14 protein-coding genes are annotated in these 16,026 nt (G+C 70.9%); 8 read left to right on the top strand and 6 right to left on the bottom strand.

Annotation, left to right across the window (positions count from 1 at the left end; all coding sequences use genetic code 11):
* Positions 1–158: 158 nt before the first annotated feature.
* From OG718_RS34070 to OG718_RS34055, 4 genes are all read left to right on the top strand, one after another.
* Positions 159–1,481, top strand: a complete 1,323-nt coding sequence (locus OG718_RS34070; protein WP_143632464.1) for an ABC transporter substrate-binding protein — start codon at positions 159–161, stop codon at positions 1,479–1,481.
* Positions 1,478–2,506 (top strand): carbohydrate ABC transporter permease, encoded by a 1,029-nt coding sequence (locus OG718_RS34065; protein ID WP_143632466.1) that lies wholly within the window; start codon positions 1,478–1,480, stop codon positions 2,504–2,506. Before OG718_RS34070 ends, OG718_RS34065 begins: the two co-directional genes overlap by 4 nt.
* Complete coding sequence (locus tag OG718_RS34060) at positions 2,503–3,417, top strand: carbohydrate ABC transporter permease (protein ID WP_143632468.1); 915 nt, start codon at positions 2,503–2,505, stop codon at positions 3,415–3,417. The genes OG718_RS34065 and OG718_RS34060 overlap by 4 nt, the downstream gene beginning before the upstream one ends.
* Positions 3,418–3,575: 158 nt before the next feature.
* Entirely contained in the window at positions 3,576–5,006 is a 1,431-nt protein-coding gene (locus OG718_RS34055) for a GH1 family beta-glucosidase (RefSeq protein WP_143632470.1), read from the top strand.
* 188 nt (positions 5,007–5,194) lie between these two features.
* Here OG718_RS34055 and OG718_RS34050 read toward each other — a convergent pair whose 3' ends face one another.
* From OG718_RS34050 to OG718_RS34040, 3 genes are all read right to left on the bottom strand, one after another.
* Entirely contained in the window at positions 5,195–6,649 is a 1,455-nt protein-coding gene (locus OG718_RS34050) for a glycoside hydrolase family 18 protein (protein ID WP_328845961.1), read from the bottom strand.
* Between the two features lie 134 nt (positions 6,650–6,783).
* The gene (locus OG718_RS34045) at positions 6,784–8,187 is read right to left on the bottom strand and encodes a sensor histidine kinase (protein ID WP_306939921.1); all 1,404 of its coding nucleotides are present in this window, start codon (positions 8,185–8,187) and stop codon (positions 6,784–6,786) included.
* Positions 8,184–8,897: a response regulator transcription factor gene (locus OG718_RS34040; RefSeq protein ID WP_143632476.1), complete on the bottom strand. Its 714-nt coding sequence runs from the start codon at positions 8,895–8,897 to the stop codon at positions 8,184–8,186. Before OG718_RS34040 ends, OG718_RS34045 begins: the two co-directional genes overlap by 4 nt.
* 110 nt (positions 8,898–9,007) lie before the next feature.
* On the opposite strand from OG718_RS34040, the gene OG718_RS34035 reads away from it, so the two are divergent.
* Complete coding sequence (locus OG718_RS34035) at positions 9,008–9,562, top strand: hypothetical protein (RefSeq protein ID WP_328845960.1); 555 nt, start codon at positions 9,008–9,010, stop codon at positions 9,560–9,562.
* 116 nt (positions 9,563–9,678) lie between these two features.
* On the opposite strand, the gene OG718_RS34030 is transcribed toward OG718_RS34035, so the two are convergent.
* Both OG718_RS34030 and OG718_RS34025 read right to left on the bottom strand, forming a co-directional pair.
* The gene (locus OG718_RS34030) at positions 9,679–10,569 is read right to left on the bottom strand and encodes a spermidine synthase (RefSeq protein WP_186001007.1); all 891 of its coding nucleotides are present in this window, start codon (positions 10,567–10,569) and stop codon (positions 9,679–9,681) included.
* Positions 10,570–10,731: 162 nt separating this feature from the next.
* Positions 10,732–11,100 (bottom strand): hypothetical protein, encoded by a 369-nt coding sequence (locus OG718_RS34025; protein WP_186001008.1) that lies wholly within the window; start codon positions 11,098–11,100, stop codon positions 10,732–10,734.
* Between the two features lie 276 nt (positions 11,101–11,376).
* Between OG718_RS34025 and OG718_RS34020 the strand changes: the two genes are divergently transcribed.
* Positions 11,377–12,861: a hypothetical protein gene (locus tag OG718_RS34020; protein ID WP_306939914.1), complete on the top strand. Its 1,485-nt coding sequence runs from the start codon at positions 11,377–11,379 to the stop codon at positions 12,859–12,861.
* 144 nt (positions 12,862–13,005) lie between these two features.
* Here the strand turns inward: OG718_RS34020 and OG718_RS34015 are convergent, their stop codons facing one another.
* Positions 13,006–13,602, bottom strand: a complete 597-nt coding sequence (locus OG718_RS34015; RefSeq protein WP_306939912.1) for a histidine phosphatase family protein — start codon at positions 13,600–13,602, stop codon at positions 13,006–13,008.
* A gap of 206 nt (positions 13,603–13,808) precedes the next feature.
* Here OG718_RS34015 and OG718_RS34010 point away from each other — a divergent pair, with 206 nt between their 5' ends.
* Both OG718_RS34010 and OG718_RS34005 read left to right on the top strand, forming a co-directional pair.
* On the top strand, positions 13,809–14,816 hold the full coding sequence (locus OG718_RS34010; protein ID WP_306939910.1) for a phosphatase PAP2 family protein: 1,008 nt from the start codon (positions 13,809–13,811) through the stop codon (positions 14,814–14,816).
* Positions 14,749–15,918, top strand: a complete 1,170-nt coding sequence (locus OG718_RS34005; RefSeq protein ID WP_306943619.1) for a hypothetical protein — start codon at positions 14,749–14,751, stop codon at positions 15,916–15,918. Before OG718_RS34010 ends, OG718_RS34005 begins: the two co-directional genes overlap by 68 nt.
* Positions 15,919–16,026: the final 108 nt, after the last annotated feature.

The raw sequence follows: 16,026 nt of genomic DNA, 5'->3' as shown, positions 1-16,026 counted from the left end.
CGAGCGACGAACCTTCAACACATCACCTGTGGGAGCGCTCCCACAGTACCTGACACATACACATCCCGCACGTTCCCCGCCCGAGCCGCAGCGTGAACTAACGGGCCCAACAATGCAGTTGGCCGGGGGGTCGGCACGTCAGGCAACAGGAGGACGCAATGCGCACGAGTACCCGCGGGTCCCGCAGGCTGATGACCCTCACGGTCGTCGCCGCGCTGACGACGGGGCTGCTCGCCGGCTGCGCCGAGGACTCGGACGACGGCTCGTCGAACTCGGACGGCGGTAGCGGCGGTGGCAAGACCACACTCACCATCGGCACCTTCGGTGTCTTCGGCTACAAGCAGGCCGGCCTCTACGACGAGTACATGAAGAAGAACCCGGACATCACCATCAAGGAGAACGTCACGACCCGTACCGACGTGTACTGGCCGAAGACGCTCACCCGTCTGCAGGCCGGTTCCGGTACCGACGACATCCAGGCGATCGAGATCGGCAACATCGCCGAGGCGGTGCAGACGCAGGCCGACAAGTTCGTCGACCTCGGCAAGGACGTCGACAAGTCCCAGTGGCTGGACTGGAAGACGGCGCAGGCCACCACCAAGGACGGCAAGACCATCGGGCTCGGCACCGACATCGGCCCGATGGCGGTCTGCTACCGCAAGGACCTCTTCAAGGCGGCAGGTCTGGAGACGGACCGCACCAAGCTCGCCGAGCAGTGGAAGGGCGACTGGTCCAAGTACGTCGACGTCGGCAAGGAGTACATGAAGAAGGCGCCGAAGGGCACCAAGTTCGTGGACTCGGCCTCCTCGGTCTACAACGCGGCGCTCGGTGGCGAGAGCCAGCGCTACTACGACGAGGACGGCAACGTCATCTGGGACAAGTCCACAGGCGTGAAGAAGGCCTGGGACGCCTCGATGGAGGTGGCGACCAGTGACATGTCGGCGAAGCTGAAGCAGTTCGACAAGCCGTGGGACCAGGCCTTCGCCAACGCCAAGTTCGCGACGGTGGCCTGCCCCGCCTGGATGATCGGCTACATCCAGGAGAAGTCCGGTGACGCCGGCAAGGGCAAGTGGGACATCGCGGCGGCACCCACCGCGGCCAACTGGGGCGGCGCCTTCGTCGGTGTGCCCACGGCGGGCAAGCACCAGAAGGAGGCCATCGCGCTGGCGAAGTGGCTGACCGCCCCCGAGCAGCAGGCGAAGGTCTTCGCCAAGCAGGCGAGCTTCCCGTCGATCCCGGCGGCGTACCCGAGTCTGAAGCCGCAGGCCGCCACGACGGCGTTCTTCTCGAACGCGCCGATCACGCAGATCTTCTCCGACTCGGCGAAGACCATTCCGACGCAGATCTTCGGCGTCAAGGACCAGCCGATCGGCACCGCCATCACGGACATCGGCATCCTTCAGGTCGAGCAGAAGGGCAAGACCCCGGCCCAGGGCTGGGACGCGGCCAACAAGGAGATCAAGGACGTGCTCGGCCAGTGACCAGCTCCAAGCAGGCTCTCGCGCAATCCGCGTCGAGCGCCGACGCCGCGCCCGGCTCCCAGCCGGGCGCGGCGCGCCGTGCTCACGGTCGCGGTACACCGCCCCCGGGCCCCGACTCCTGGCGCAGCCGGCTGTACCGCTGGGACATGAAGGCGTCGCCGTACGCGTTCATCGCCCCCTTCTTCATCTTCTTCGGCGCCTTCGGGCTGATCCCGCTGCTCTACACGGCCTGGTACTCGCTGCACAACGTGCAGCTGTCCAACCTGGACCAGCAGACCTGGGTGGGCCTGGACAACTACCGGAACCTGATCTCCTCGGACTTCTTCTGGACCGCGCTGAAGAACACCTTCACCATCGGTGTCATCTCGACCGTGCCGCAGCTGATCATGGCGCTCGGCATCGCCCACCTGCTCAACTACAAGCTGCGCGGCTCGACCGTGTGGCGGGTCGTGATGCTCACCCCGTACGCCACCTCGGTGGCGGCGGCGACCCTGGTGTTCGTGCTGCTGTACTCGTGGGACGGCGGCATGATCAACTGGCTGCTGGACTTCGTCGGGGTCGACCCGGTCAACTGGCGTGAATCCACCTGGGGTTCACAGTTCGCCGTCTCCTCCATCGTGATCTGGCGGTGGACCGGCTACAACGCCCTGATCTACCTCGCGGCGATGCAGGCCATCCCCGCCGACCTGTACGAGTCGGCGGCCCTGGACGGCGCCGGCCGCTGGCAGCAGTTCCGCCATGTGACGATCCCGATGCTGCGGCCGACGATCCTGTTCACGGTGGTCGTCTCCACGATCGGCGCGACGCAGCTCTTCGGTGAACCGCTGCTGTTCGGCGGGGCCAGCGGCTCCAAGGGCGGCTCCGAGCACCAGTACCAGACGCTCGGTCTCTACATGTACGACCAGGGCTGGATCATCGGCAACCTCGGCAAGGCGTCCGCCATCGCCTGGACGATGTTCCTGATCCTGCTGATCGTCGCCGCGGTCAACCTGCTGATCACCCGACGGCTGAGGAAGTCACAATGACCACACGTGAACTGACACCTCCTCAGGTGATGGATGCGGCGGAGAAGGAGAACAGGGCCGGCCCCGGGCGCCGCCGGTTTCTCGGCGCGGGCAAACAACTGCACGCGGGGCCCGTCACGTATGTCGTCCTGGCCGTCTTCGCCCTCGTCTCGCTGGCGCCGCTGCTGTGGACGGTGGTCGCGGCCTCGCGCACCAACCAGCGGCTCGCCGAGACGCCCCCGCCGCTGTGGATCGGCGGGAACCTCTTCAAGAACCTGGAGGCGGCGTGGGAGCAGGGCGGACTCGGCACCGCGATGCTCAACAGCACGATCGTCGCCACGACCATCACCGTCGGCACGGTCCTGTTCTCCACGCTCGCCGGGTTCGCCTTCGCCAAGCTGCGGTTCAAGTTCTCCAACGTCCTGCTGCTGCTGACCATCGGCACGATGATGATCCCGCCGCAACTGGCGGTCGTGCCCCTGTACCTGTGGATGAGCGAGCTGGGCTGGTCCAACCAGCTGCAGACGGTCATCCTGCCCACCCTGGTCAGCGCCTTCGGTACGTTCTTCATGCGGCAGTACCTGGTACAGGCGCTGCCCAGCGAGCTGATCGAGGCGGCGCGGGTCGACGGCGCGAGCAGTCTGCGCGTCGTGTGGCACGTGGTCTTCCCGGCGGCGCGGCCCGCGATGGCCGTGCTCGGGCTGCTGACGTTCGTGATGGCCTGGAACGACTTCCTGTGGCCGATCATCGCGCTCAACCAGCAGAACCCCACCGTGCAGGTCGCCCTCAACTCGCTCGGCACCGGCTACGTCCCCGACCAGGCGGTGATCATGGCGGGCGCGCTCCTCGGCACCCTGCCGCTGCTCATCGCCTTCCTGCTGTTCGGCAAGCAGATCGTGGGCGGGATCATGCAGGGCGCGATCAAGGGCTGAACCGCCGCACCTGGCTCCGCCCGACGGAGCCGGCCCTTGCGGTGCCCGGCCAGACGCTGGCCGAAGGGGCCGAGCCGCTGCTGCCTCGGCCCCTCCTCCCCCCTCCGACCCCATATCCCCAGGTCTCCTACGACCTTTCCTCCCATGGGAGCGCTTCCATGCCTGAGCCCGCAACGCCCGTGACCTTCCCGCCCGCCTTTCTCTGGGGCGCGGCCACCTCCGCGTACCAGATCGAGGGGGCGGTGCGGGAGGACGGCCGTACGCCCTCGATCTGGGACACCTTCAGTCACACGCCCGGCAAGACGGCGGGCGGCGAGAACGGCGACATCGCCAACGACCACTACCACCTGTACCGCGACGACGTGGCCCTCATGGCGGAGCTGGGCCTCACCGCGTACCGCTTCTCCGTGTCGTGGTCCCGGGTGCAGCCGACGGGCCGCGGTCCCGCCGTCCAGCGCGGCCTGGACTTCTACCGCCGTCTGGTCGACGAGCTGCTCTCCCACAACATCAAGCCCGCGCTCACCCTCTACCACTGGGACCTCCCCCAGGAGCTGGAGGACGCGGGCGGCTGGCCCGAGCGCGACACGGCGCTGCGGTTCGCCGAGTACGCGCAGATCGTCGGAGAGGCGCTGGGTGACCGCGTCGAGCAGTGGATCACGCTCAACGAGCCCTGGTGCAGCGCGTTCCTGGGGTACGGATCAGGGGTGCACGCTCCTGGACGTACGGATCCGGAGGCGTCCCTGCGTGCCGCGCACCACCTCAACCTGGCGCACGGGCTCGGGACTTCGGCGCTGCGCACCGCGATGCCGGCCCGCAACAGCATCGCGGTGAGCCTCAACTCCTCGGTGGTCAGGCCGCGTTCGCAGGACCCGGCGGACCTGGTGGCGGTCCGGCGCATCGACGACCTGGCCAACGGCGTCTTCCACGGGCCGATGCTGCACGGCGCGTACCCGGAGACCCTGCTGGCCGACACGTCGTCGGTCACGGACTGGTCGTACGTCCTGGACGGCGATCTCGCCCTGATCAACCAGCCGTTGGACGCGCTCGGCCTCAACTACTACACGCCGACGCTGGTCGGCGCCGCCGAGAACGCCCCGAACGGTCCGCGCGCGGACGGCCACGGGGCGAGCGACCACTCGCCGTGGCCGGGCGTGGACGACGTGATGTTCCATCAGACCCCGGGCGAGCGTACGGAGATGGGCTGGACCATCGACCCGACGGGCCTGCACGAGCTGATCATGCGCTACACGGCGGAGGCCCCCGGGCTTCCCCTCTACGTCACCGAGAACGGCGCCGCGTACGACGACAAGCCCGACCCGGACGGACGCGTCCACGACCCGGAGCGCATCGCCTACCTCCACGGCCATCTGTCGGCCGTACGCCGGGCGATCACCGACGGCGCGGACGTCCGCGGCTACTACCTGTGGTCCCTCATGGACAACTTCGAGTGGGCGTACGGCTACGGCAAGCGCTTCGGCGCGGTGTACGTGGACTACGCGACCCAGGCCCGTACCCCGAAGTCGAGCGCCCTCTGGTACGGCGAGGCGGCCCGGACGGGAGCGCTTCCGTCGGTGAACACGACCGAATAACCCTTCCCCGAGGGGGGACACGGGCGGGGGACGGGGCGCGGCACTGTGAGGGGAGTGCCGCGCCCCTCCGCGAACCCCGGCCGGGTGGGGGGGAAGGCCGACCGGGGCGCTGACCCCCGTGCGGAGATGGCTGGTTGGGCTTCCTGTACCGGCCCGCTTCCACCGGGCTACTCGTATTGGGCTACTGGCTACTTGTAGGCGGCGAGGGCCTTCGAGAAGGCGTGGGGGTCCTGGAGGATCGAGCTGCAGGTCGCGTCGGCCGAGGGCTTGGTGCCGCCGGGGCACTGCTTGTCGCGGGTGGCGGACCACATGGAGAGCCAGCCGATCCCCTTCGACCTGGCGAAGTCCACGAGCTGGGTGGCGTCGTCGACCTTGAAGATCTCCGTGACCACGTCGTTGACGCCGATCATCGGGGTGACGGCGACCGCCTTCCATGCGGCGGACTCGGACAGGCCCAGAACTCCCTTGATCTGCGCCTGGGTAGCCGTCGCGGCCTGTTCGGCGTAGGTGCCCATGTCACCGCTGTACGCCGGCCCGTAGTCCATCGCCATGATGTTGACCGTGTCGATGCCGACGCCGTTCGACTTGGCGTCGGCGAGGAGGTTCACGCCGTCCTGGGTGAGCCCCTCGGGCATGACGGGGAGAGTGAACGAGACGTCCAGGTCCGGGTGTTCGGCCTGGAGCGTGGCTATCGCCTTCGCCCGGCGGGTGTTCGCCGCGGTGTCGGGGAGCGCGCCGCCCTCGACGTCGAAGTCGACCTTCGTGAGCTTGTACGCGTCCACGGCCTTCTCGTACGCCGCCGCGAGGGCGTCCGCCGACGAGCAGTTCAGGGCCAGTTCCGAGCCGGCCGCGCCGCCGAAGGAGACACGGACGTCGCCGCCCTTGGCGCGCAGGGCGCCGATCTGCGCGGCGACCGCGTCAGTGCCGAGGTCCGTCACGCCGCCCCACTTGGGGGTGCAGCCGCCGCCGTCCGTGACGAAGGCGAGGTTGTAGTCCTTCACACCGGTGGCCGTCGCGGCGGCGACCAGGTCGAAGGCGGGGTAGAGGGAGGTGTCGACATAGGGCGCGAAGCCGGCGGTGGCCGCCGTGCCGCCGCCGGTGGACTCGGAGGGCGAGGCGGTGGGGCCCGAGGTCCGGGTGGGGGTGGCCGTGGGAGTCGCGGTGGGTTTCGGTGTCGTGGTCTCCGTCGGGCGGCCGGTCGGTTCCGGGGTCGCCCCGTCGTCCACCGAGCACTTGGCGTCGTCGACGAGACAGCCGGTGGGGCTGCCTGAGCCGTTCACCACGAAGCCGACCGTCACCGACTCGCCCTTGGCCAGCCCGTCCTTGTCCCAGGCGGGAGGCTTCACGGTGACGTGCCGGCCGCTCACACTCGACTCGCCGTTCCACAGCGAGCTCAGCTTGGCCCCGGACGGCAGGTCGAACTCCAGCGTCCAGTCCGTCTTCGCCGCGCCGGTGTCGTTGGTGACGACGTACTGCGCGGTGTAGCCGGTCGACCAGTCGCTGGTCCTGGTGTAGACGGCGCCCACCCCGGCCGCCTGCGCCGTACCGGAGAACACGAGGGCTCCACCGCCGACCACGGCCGCGGCGACCACGCCTCCGATCGCCTTGTTCCTGCCACTGACCGTGTGCCGGTGCGTGCTCATGGCGTGCCTGCCTTCGCTGTTCCGCGAGTCCCCGAGGGGGTCACGGGAGGGGGGTGGGGTGCGGCAGCACGCTAGCGAGCCGGAAACGGGCAAACGGCCTGATCCGGACGGGGGTTGGGGATCTTAGGGTGCGCTTAAGGAAGGGATCGGGACCGGTTAAAGGTCGAGACCAATTTGGCCGATCGGCGTCGGCGCACAGAGCCCCGGTGACCTCGCCGCTCCGGCTCCCGGCCGTCCAGCTGGATCCAGATCCTGACCTCGGTCCCGCCCAGGACGGAGCGCCCGATCCGTACGTCCCCGCCCGTCGACTCCGCGAGCCGGCGCACGATGTCGAGCCCGAGCCCGGTCGAGCCGTCGCTGCCGGATCCGCCGCCCCGCGCCATCGCCGCCTCGGGGTCGGTGATGCCCGGGCCCGCGTCCGAGACGAGCACGATGACGGCGTCCTCGCCGTTGTGCACGTCGACCGCGAAGGCCGTGCCCTCGGCCGTGTGCCGGAACACGTTCCCGAGCAGCGCGTCGAGCGAGGCCACCAGGTCCGCGCGGGCCACGGGTATCCGTACCGGCCGGTCGACCCCGGCCACCCGCACCTTGCGCCCCTCGTCCTCCGCGAGCGCCGACCAGAAGTCCATCCGCTCCCGGACGACCTCGGCCGCGTCGCACCCGGCGCCCACGCCTATCGCCGCGGTCTGCGGCTTGGCGTCCCGGGCGGTCCGGATGATCGTGTCGACCTCGCGCTCCAGCTGCGCGACGGCGGCCCGCGTCTGCTCGGCGGCGGGCCCGTCCCCCAGCGAGGCCGCGTTCAGCCGCAGCACCGTCAGCGGCGTACGCAGCCGGTGCGAGAGGTCGGCCGCCAACTCCCGCTCGTTCGCCAGCAGTTGGACGACCTGGTCGGCCATCGAGTTGAAGGCGACCGCCGCGAGCCGCAGTTCGGTCGGCCCCTCCTCGGGCACCCGGGCGCCCAGCTTCCCCTCCCCCAGCTCGTGCGCGCTCTCCACCAGTCGCTGCGCCGGCTGCACCATCCGTACGCCGAGCCGGTCCGCCACCGCGACCGAGCCGACGATGAGCGCGATGCCGACCCCGGCGAGCACGGCCCAGGCCGTGGCCACGCCGTTGGTGACCTCCGACTCGGGCACGTACACCTCGACGACGGCGATCTCGCCCGAGCTCAGCGCGACGGGCTGGAGCAGTGTGGAGCCGCCGGGGACCTCGGTGGTGGAGGCCCGGCCCAGCTTCCGGGTCGTGGCGATGTCCTTGCCGACGGCGCGCTGACGGCCGAGGTCGACCGCCTCCGCACCGTCGCTCGCGGGTATGTGGACGGCCATCCCCGCGTCCGAGCCCGCCGAGGCGACGACCTTCTCCAGCTGTGCCCGGTCGGTGGTGATGGAGAGCGCGGGGGCGATGGCCGCGGCCTCCCGCTCGGCGTTCGAGAACGCGCGGTCCCTTGCCATCTCCCTGATGACGAGCCCGAGCGGCACCGCGAAGGACACCACGACCATGGTGGTCACCGCCACACAGACCTTGACCAGTGCCCACCTCATCGCGGCGGCTCCGCTCCCGACGGTCCCGGCGGCTCCAGCTTCACACCCACTCCGCGCAGGGTGTGCAGATAGCGCGGGCGGGCCGCCGTCTCGCCCAGCTTCCGTCGCAGCCAGGACAGATGGACGTCGATGGTCTGGTCGTCCCCGTACGACTGCTGCCACACCTCGGCGAGCAGTTCCTTGCGGGCCACGACGACCCCGGGCCGTCCGGCGAGGAAGGCCAGCAGGTCGAACTCGCGCCGGGTCAGATCGAGTCGTACGCCGTCCAGCTCGGCCTGGCGGCGCAGCGGGTCGATGGACAGACCGCCGACGCGGATCTCCGGCGACGGCGGGGCCTCCCCGGCCGAGGACCGGGCGCGGCGCAGCACCGCCGCCATGCGTGCCGCCAGGTGCTCGACCGAGAACGGCTTGGTCAGGTAGTCGTCCGCGCCGTCGTTCAGCAGCCGCACGATCTCGGTCTCGTCGTCCCGCGCGGTCGCGACGATCACGGGCACGTCGGTGATGCCGCGCAGCATCTTCAGCGCCTCCGACCCGTCCAGGTCGGGCAGGCCGAGATCCAGGATCACGACGTCGAAACGGAAATGGGCGACCTCGCGCAGCGCCTCAAGTGCCGTACCGACGCTGCGCACCGTGTGTGCGGCGTCGGTCAGATGCCGGATGAGGGCCGAGCGCACGAACTGGTCGTCCTCGACCACGAGCACACTTGCCATGGCCCGCACCGTACGCCATACGGGGTGGGCCGGTCCGGGGCCTGTGGACAACCGCCCGGGCAGCACCGACAGGGGACATGTGTGGGGCGCGTGGGGCAGTATGGCCCACGATGCTCAGAGGACTCGTACACGGATTGGCTTGGTCGCTCGCCACGGGCGCGGCGGTCACGCTGTCGTGGTGGGGTGTCCACACGGTGATGGCGGGGACGGCGTACGACCCGCCGCGCGCGCTGCCGATCACGGCGGACGGGGCGACCGAGCAGGGCGCGAAACCGCTTGCCTCCTCGACGAGTCGGCCCGAGTCCGGGCCCGAGCCGTCGAAGAGCCGTTCGTCGAGTGCGGGCCGTTCGCCCTCGGCCCCGGCTTCGTCCTCGCCCCCTTCCTCGCCCTCGCCCTCGAAGTCGGCGGGTGCGGGGGGTGCCGATCCTGGCGCGGGTGCCTCCGGTGTGGTGAAGAGTTACGACACCGACGGGGGCCGGGTCGTGTTCGACCTCGGTAAGTCGTACGCGTCGCTGGTGTCCGCGACGCCGGCGTCCGGGTGGTCGATGCAGGTGTGGAAGACCGAGACGTGGATTCGGGTGGAGTTCTCGGCCGGGGCGGACCGGGTTTCGGTGTTCTGTACGTGGCACGACTCCGCGCCGCGGGTCTCTGTCAACGACTACTGAGCGCCGCGGGCGCTGGGCTTGTGGTTGTCTGCGGGTACGTGAGGGCTGGTCGCGCAGTTCCCCGCATCCCTTAAGAGCATCCGTCACCCTGAGCCAAAACAGTCGACGGGACGTTCCTACCGAAAAACCGACGGCGGGGGTGCCGGTGAGGCGACTGCCGCCGCGTCCGTCACCGGGGTCGCTCCGCCGGTGAAGTCCCGCAGTGCTCTGCCGTGTTCGACTCTTGCCGGGTGGGGGTCGGAGGCGGCGCGGCGGGTCAGTTCGGGTACGGGGAGGGGCAGGGCCGAGCCGATCAGGACGGCGTTGCCGAAGCGTTTGCCTCGCAGGACCGTCGGGTCGGCGATGAGGGCGAGTTCGGGGAAGACGCCTGCGGCGGTGGCGATCTGGCCGCGCAGGTGCGCGAGGGGCGGGCCGTCGGCGAGGTTGGCGGCGTACAGGCCACCGGCGTTGACGACCCGGCGTACGTCGGTGAGGAACTCGCCCGACGTCAGATGCGCGGGGGTCCGTGCCCCGCTGAACACGTCCGCGATCACCAGGTCCGCCCAGCCGTCCGGCACCTTGGCGAGCCCTTCGCGCGCGTCGACGGACCGTACGCGGATCCGGGCGTTCGGGTCCAACGGCAGTTCCCGGCGGACCAGTTGGACGAGCGCGGCGTCGCGTTCGACGACCTGCTGGGTGGAGCGGGGCCGGGTGGCGGCCACGTACCGGGCGAGGGTGAAGGCACCACCGCCGAGGTGCACGACCTGCACGGGCTTGCCGGGCGGGGCGACGAGATCGATGACGTGCCCGAGCCGGCGCTGGTACTCGAAGTTCAGATACGAGGGGTCGTCGAGGTCCACATGCGACTGCGGAGCCCCGTCGATGAGCAGCGTCCAGGCCCGCCCCCGGTCCCGGTCGGGCATGAGCTCGGCAAGCCCCCCGTCCACGCTCTCGACGACGGCCGAGGCAGCAACACGTCTGTCACCGCCCCGCTTGTCGTCCGCCCGCTGCTTCTTAGCCCTCGCCATCCACCCATTATCGACCCGAGCGCGTCACCCAGCCCAGCGAGGGCTCGCCCCATGAGGGGCGCGGGGCTGTGACATTGTGCGGCTCCGCCGCGTGGGCGCGACCAGCCCGATCGACCCGCAGACAAATACGGACCGCAAGCCCCACGAACCCCCCGCCCAACCTCAACGGCAGTTGTCCGCCGCCTCGATCAGACGCGCCGCCTCCCCCAACGCAGCCCGCAGAACCGCGGGATCCGTGGCCAGCTCGGCCTCCCCAGGAGGCAACAGCCAGTCCGACCCCTCGACCGGCGGCTCCGGCGCCAGCCGAAGACCCCGCCCGTCGGTCCGCGTACACGTACTGCCTGGGACATCCCAGGCAGAAGCCGTCCCCGGCGGCACCAGAAAGCCGAGCGTGTCGCAGCTGTCGTCGTGCAGGACGGGGCCGACTGCCTCCGCCGACGCACCGCGCCGCAGGATGTCGACCGCCTCCAGCCCCTGCCGAGCGGGGACGGTCACGAGATCACAAGGATCGACGCCCTGCCTGGTCTCCATCCTGGCCTCCACCACGGAACCCCTCCTCGATCGGGCACACCGCATGGTTCAACGCCGTACGGCGTCAACGGCTACGGCGAAACTCGGCCGCAAAGGATGGCAGTTCATGGCAGATCAGGGATGAGATATCCGTTTTGTAGCCAAACCCCGAGTGGTGGACTCGTCACAGCGGGTACGTTCGTGCCCGCCGGAAACACAGGTGCGGCTGGGTCGACAACATGATCAACTCGCTCTGATTCCGGCATGGTTCGACGGTTCGTGAGAGAGGGCCCGGCCATGGCGTCGTCACCGATGACCTCGTCGTCCCAGTCACCTCGGCCGGCGCGGCCGAATCTCGCCTTCCGGCGGCTGCGCGGTCAGCGCTCGCCGGGCGAGTTCGCCGCGGCGGTGCGACGGGCCGCCCGGGAGATCGACGAGCAGGTCAGCTGCGACGCGCGCTACATCGGGCGGGTCGAGGCGGGAGAGATCCGGTGTCCCAACTACGCGTACGAGCGGGTGTTCCTGCACATGTTCCCCGGCCGGACGCTGACGGACCTGGGTTTCGTGCCCCGTTCGGCGGTGCGCGGCCGGGGGGCGCGCACCTTCGAGGAGGCGCCCGACCCGCGCACCACGAGCCCGATGTACGCCCCGCATGAGACGGACGGGGCGTACGAGCCGTATGACACGACGTACGGCACGCACGAACCGAACGACCGGTATGACCCGCACGAGATCGACGACCAGAACCACGAGGAGAGCGACGTGCAACGTCGCGCATTCATGAGCGGCGGTACCGCCACCGTGGCGGCCGCCTCACTGGGCCCCATAGGGCTCGCGTTCGGCGGCGCTGCCGCGGCCGCGGACCGTTCCGTGCGCCGGGCCGGCGAGGCCGAGGCGGGGGCGCTGGAAGAGGCCGTTCGCAAGATCCGGCTGCTGGACGACCGGCACGGCGCCGACGGGCTGTACCGCAGGGCATCGGCGCCGCTGCGGGCCGCGTACGCCCTGCTGGACGCGGGCGCCGCGCGGCAGGCGACCGCCGAGCGGCTGCACACGGGGGCCGGTGAACTGGCCATCTCCGTGGGCTGGCTGGCCCACGACTCGGGGCGTTTCGAGGACGCGCGTTCGCACTACGCGGAGGCACTCGCGACCGCCCGGGTGGCCGGGGACCCGGCCCTGGAGGCTCACGCCTTCTGCAACACGTCCTTCCTCGCACGTGACGCGGGGCGTCCGCGGGAGGCGGTCCGGGCCGCCCAGGCGGCCCAGTACGCGGCGCGCCCGCTGGGCTCGGCGCGGCTCCTGTCGCTCCTCTCGCTGCGAGAGGCGGGCGGCTGGGCGGGGCTCGCCGACCGCAGGGGCTGCGAACAGGCGCTGACCCGCGCGCAGGCGCTGTACGGGCGCGGCCCGTGCGACGCCGATCCGGAGTGGATGAGCTTCTACGGAGACGCCGAGCTGGCCGGTCTTGAGGCCCAGTGCTGGTCGACGCTGGGCGACTGGTCGCGCGCTGCCCATCAGGCTCGGCGCGCCACCCGGCTCCAGGACCCGCACTTCACGCGCAACCTCGCGCTCTACATGGCCGAGCTGGCCGACGACCTGGCCCGCGCCGGGCACCCCGACGAGGCGGCCGCGGCCGGGCTGCGCGTCCTGGACCTGCTGGACGAGGTCCAGTCGTCCCGGGTGCAGACAATGCTGGCGGGGACGGCCCGGGTTCTGCTGCCGCACCGCCGCGCTTCGGGGGTGTCGGACTTCCTGGAACGGCACGGGGCGCTGCCGCCGTCCGCCTGAGAGGGTGCGCTGCGCCGGGGCGCGTTGTGATCAACCTGGCGATGGGAGCGTTGTGATCCACGTGCGGGCCGGTGGGGGTTGATCGCGCAGTTCCGCGCGCCCCTGACGGGCGCCCCTTCGGGGGCGCGGGGTGCCGCAGCGGGACTACGCGCTCAGGTGGCCGCAGTCGTTCCACGTCTCGATCGCGGGCTCTCCGTAGGCCCAGCCCAGGATCGAGAGGGACGTCGGGTTGAGGCGTATGCGGGCCGCGAACTCGATGTCCAGGCCGAGCCAGCGGGCCCCGATGGAGCGCAGGATGTGTCCGTGGGCGAACACCAGCACGTCACGGTCGGCGGAGCGGGCCCACTCGACGATCTCGTCCGCGCGCGCGGAGACCTCGGCGAGGGTCTCGCCCCGGGGCACCCCGTCCCGCCAGATCAGCCAGTCGGGGCGGTCGCCCCGGATCTCGTCGGGAGTCATGCCCTCGTACGCGCCGTAGTCCCACTCCATGAGCGTGTCCCATGGGGTCGCCCGGTCGCCGAACCCGGCGAGTTCGCAGGTCTCACGCGCGCGTGCCAGCGGACTCGTACGGATCTCCACCCCGGGCAGGCCGTTCAGCGGGGCCCTGTGCAGGCGCTCCCCGAGCAGTTTGGCGCCGCGCCTGCCCTCCTCCAGGAGGGGGATGTCGGTCCTGCCGGTGTGCTTGCCGGACAGCGACCATTCCGTCTGTCCGTGCCGGGCCAGAAGGAAACGCGGTGCCATGGAAGGGGCCTTTCGGGGAAGATCGAGCGGTGAACCGCAGGCGAACGAGGGGTGGATCACTCCATCATCGCTCACTCACAGGTTTAGCAACCCGCTGGGCGATCTCTGCGTCTAAGACCACCGGGGGCGCGGCCACGAGGGACGCGCGCAGAACGTAAATTGGGCCAGGTCATTGCGGCCGGGAAAGCAGGAGGGGGAGGGATCGGATGTTGCGGACCGATGCACCGAGCACCGAGGCGGCACCACGTTCCCGCCTCCGCTGGTGGACCGAGCTGCCACTGATCCTGCTGGTGTACGGGGCGTACTCGGCGGGCCGGCTCCTCGCGCGCGGGGACGTGACCAGCGCCGTCGACCACGGTCTGGCGATCCTGCGCGTCGAGAAGTTCTTCTTTCTCAACGCCGAGCACCCGCTGAACCGTCTCTTCACACGCGAGCCCTGGATCGGCATACCGGCGGACTTCTGGTACGCGTCGCTGCACTACATGGTCACGCCGGCCGTCCTGGTCTGGCTCTTCCGGTCCCGTGCCGTGCGCTACCGAGCGGCCAGGACCTGGCTGATGACGTCCACGTTCATCGGTCTGATCGGTTTCACGCTGCTGCCGACCTGCCCGCCGCGGCTGCTGTCCGCGAGCCACGGGTTCGTCGACACGATGGCCCAGTACAGCGACTACGGCTGGTGGGGCGGCGAGGCGAGCGCGCCGCGCGGGCTCGGCGGCATGACGAACCAGTACGCGGCGATGCCGAGCCTGCACTGCGGCTGGGCGCTGTGGTGCGGTGTGATGCTCTGGATGTACGGCGGCACGCGGCTCACCAAGGTCGCGGGGGTCCTGTACCCGTTGATCACCACGATCGTGGTGATGGGCACCGCCAACCACTACTTCCTCGACGCGGTCGCGGGCTTCGTCGTGATGGGGATCGGGTTCCTGCTGACCCGGCCGGTGCTGCGGCTCGCGGACACGCTCCGGGCGCGGCTCGGGATCCGGCCCTTCGGACCGGTCGCCGGGGGTTCCACAGGCGCCTCGCACGGCGCAGGTTCCTCAATTGTCAGTGCGGGGTGCCAGACTTCGCCGGGTGAGCGAATTCCCCGACAACGCAAGGTCCCAGCCGTCCCGGGTACCGCCGAGCCGGGAGCCCCGGCAGGAGCCCCTGCGGGAGCCGAACCGGGAGCGAGTCCCCCCGGCGCGGGGGACGGGGCTCCGGCAGCGGCTCGCTGAGCTGCGCGGCCCCGCGGTCCCGCCGCAGCCGCTCGACGCGCGCGCCCTCGCGGCACTGGCCGCGAATCCGGGGTGCAAGCGGCGCGCGATCCTCGACGGGGCGGGGGTGAACAAGGCCGCACTGGCGAGCGCGCTCGGCTCGCCGTCGGCCTTCGGTCAGTCGCAGTTCGCGTTCATGCGGGGCAACGCCTTCGAGGCGCGGGTCAAGGCCGACGGCGGCGCGGAGCTGCTGCGGCTGGTGCACGAGAAGCTGGACGCGGGGGCCGTACCGCCCACGGCCGGCGCCGTCCCCGACCTGTCCGCCGTAGGCCCCGAGGGACGCACGGCTCGTACGGCCCTGGCGCTGCGCGAGGCCACCGGGGCAGGCGTCTGGACGCTGCTCGACCACCCGCTGCTCGCCCTGGACGTCGCGGGCTCCCCCGCCTTCCTGGAGCCGGACGCGGTGGTCGTGCATCCGGACGGGAGCTGGACCGTCGTGGAGATCAAGTCCTTCCCGATGCTGGACGGTTCGGCGGACGCGGCGAAGGTCGGCGCGGCCGCACGCCAGGCCGCGGTGTACGTCCTGGCACTGGAGCGGGTCGCGGCCCGGCTGGCCCCCGCGCCGGAGGTGCGGCACACGGTGCTGCTCGTCTGCCCGAAGGACTTCTCCAACCTCCCCACCGCGTCCGCCGTCGACGTCCGCAAGCAGCGCTCGGTCACCCGCCGCCAGCTGGACCGCCTCACCCGCATCGAGGACATCGCCGACCTGCTCCCCGAGGGCACCTGCTTCTCCCCCGACCTCCCCACCGCCGACCTGACAGCCGCGGTGGAATCGGTCCCGGCGACCTACGCCCCCGAGTGCCTCTCCGCCTGCGAACTCGCCTTCCACTGCCGCGGCCACTCCCGCGCGGAGGGCACGGTGACCTCACTCGGCCGCTCCCTCCGAGCCGAACTGGGCGGCCTGACGACAATCAACGACGTCCTGTCGGCGGCCCGCGGCGAAACCGGCGACCCGACGGACCCGGCGGTCGCGGCCCTGCGCAGAGCGGCGGCCTTGCGGGCGGAGGCCCTGGGCGGCGAAGAGAAGCTGCCGGCCGGGCTGCCGGGGCGCACAGCGTGCTGAGCCCCTTCCGGCCCCGGCGCACAACCGACCCCGTCAGGGGCGCGGGGAACTGCGCGAGCAACCCCCACCGACCCGCACGTACAACACAACCCCGGCCTCTGAGGGGCG

The sequence above is a fragment of the Streptomyces sp. NBC_00258 genome (genome assembly GCF_036182465.1).
Lineage (GTDB): Bacteria > Actinomycetota > Actinomycetes > Streptomycetales > Streptomycetaceae > Streptomyces.
This window is presented reverse-complemented; position numbering and strand designations above follow the sequence as displayed.

Bases quoted from the DNA above. Each gene is read 5' to 3' on its own strand.
- OG718_RS34070 (WP_143632464.1), top strand. From the start codon at position 159: ATGCGCACGAGTACCCGCGGGTCCCGCAGGCTGATGACCCTCACGGTC.
- OG718_RS34060 (WP_143632468.1), top strand. From the start codon at position 2,503: ATGACCACACGTGAACTGACACCTCCTCAGGTGATGGATGCGGCGGAG.
- OG718_RS34055 (WP_143632470.1), top strand. From the start codon at position 3,576: ATGCCTGAGCCCGCAACGCCCGTGACCTTCCCGCCCGCCTTTCTCTGG.
- OG718_RS34050 (WP_328845961.1), bottom strand. From the start codon at position 6,649: ATGAGCACGCACCGGCACACGGTCAGTGGCAGGAACAAGGCGATCGGA.
- OG718_RS34045 (WP_306939921.1), bottom strand. From the start codon at position 8,187: ATGAGGTGGGCACTGGTCAAGGTCTGTGTGGCGGTGACCACCATGGTC.
- OG718_RS34040 (WP_143632476.1), bottom strand. From the start codon at position 8,897: ATGGCAAGTGTGCTCGTGGTCGAGGACGACCAGTTCGTGCGCTCGGCC.
- OG718_RS34035 (WP_328845960.1), top strand. From the start codon at position 9,008: ATGCTCAGAGGACTCGTACACGGATTGGCTTGGTCGCTCGCCACGGGC.
- OG718_RS34030 (WP_186001007.1), bottom strand. From the start codon at position 10,569: ATGGCGAGGGCTAAGAAGCAGCGGGCGGACGACAAGCGGGGCGGTGAC.
- OG718_RS34025 (WP_186001008.1), bottom strand. From the start codon at position 11,100: ATGGAGACCAGGCAGGGCGTCGATCCTTGTGATCTCGTGACCGTCCCC.
- OG718_RS34020 (WP_306939914.1), top strand. From the start codon at position 11,377: ATGGCGTCGTCACCGATGACCTCGTCGTCCCAGTCACCTCGGCCGGCG.
- OG718_RS34015 (WP_306939912.1), bottom strand. From the start codon at position 13,602: ATGGCACCGCGTTTCCTTCTGGCCCGGCACGGACAGACGGAATGGTCG.
- OG718_RS34010 (WP_306939910.1), top strand. From the start codon at position 13,809: ATGTTGCGGACCGATGCACCGAGCACCGAGGCGGCACCACGTTCCCGC.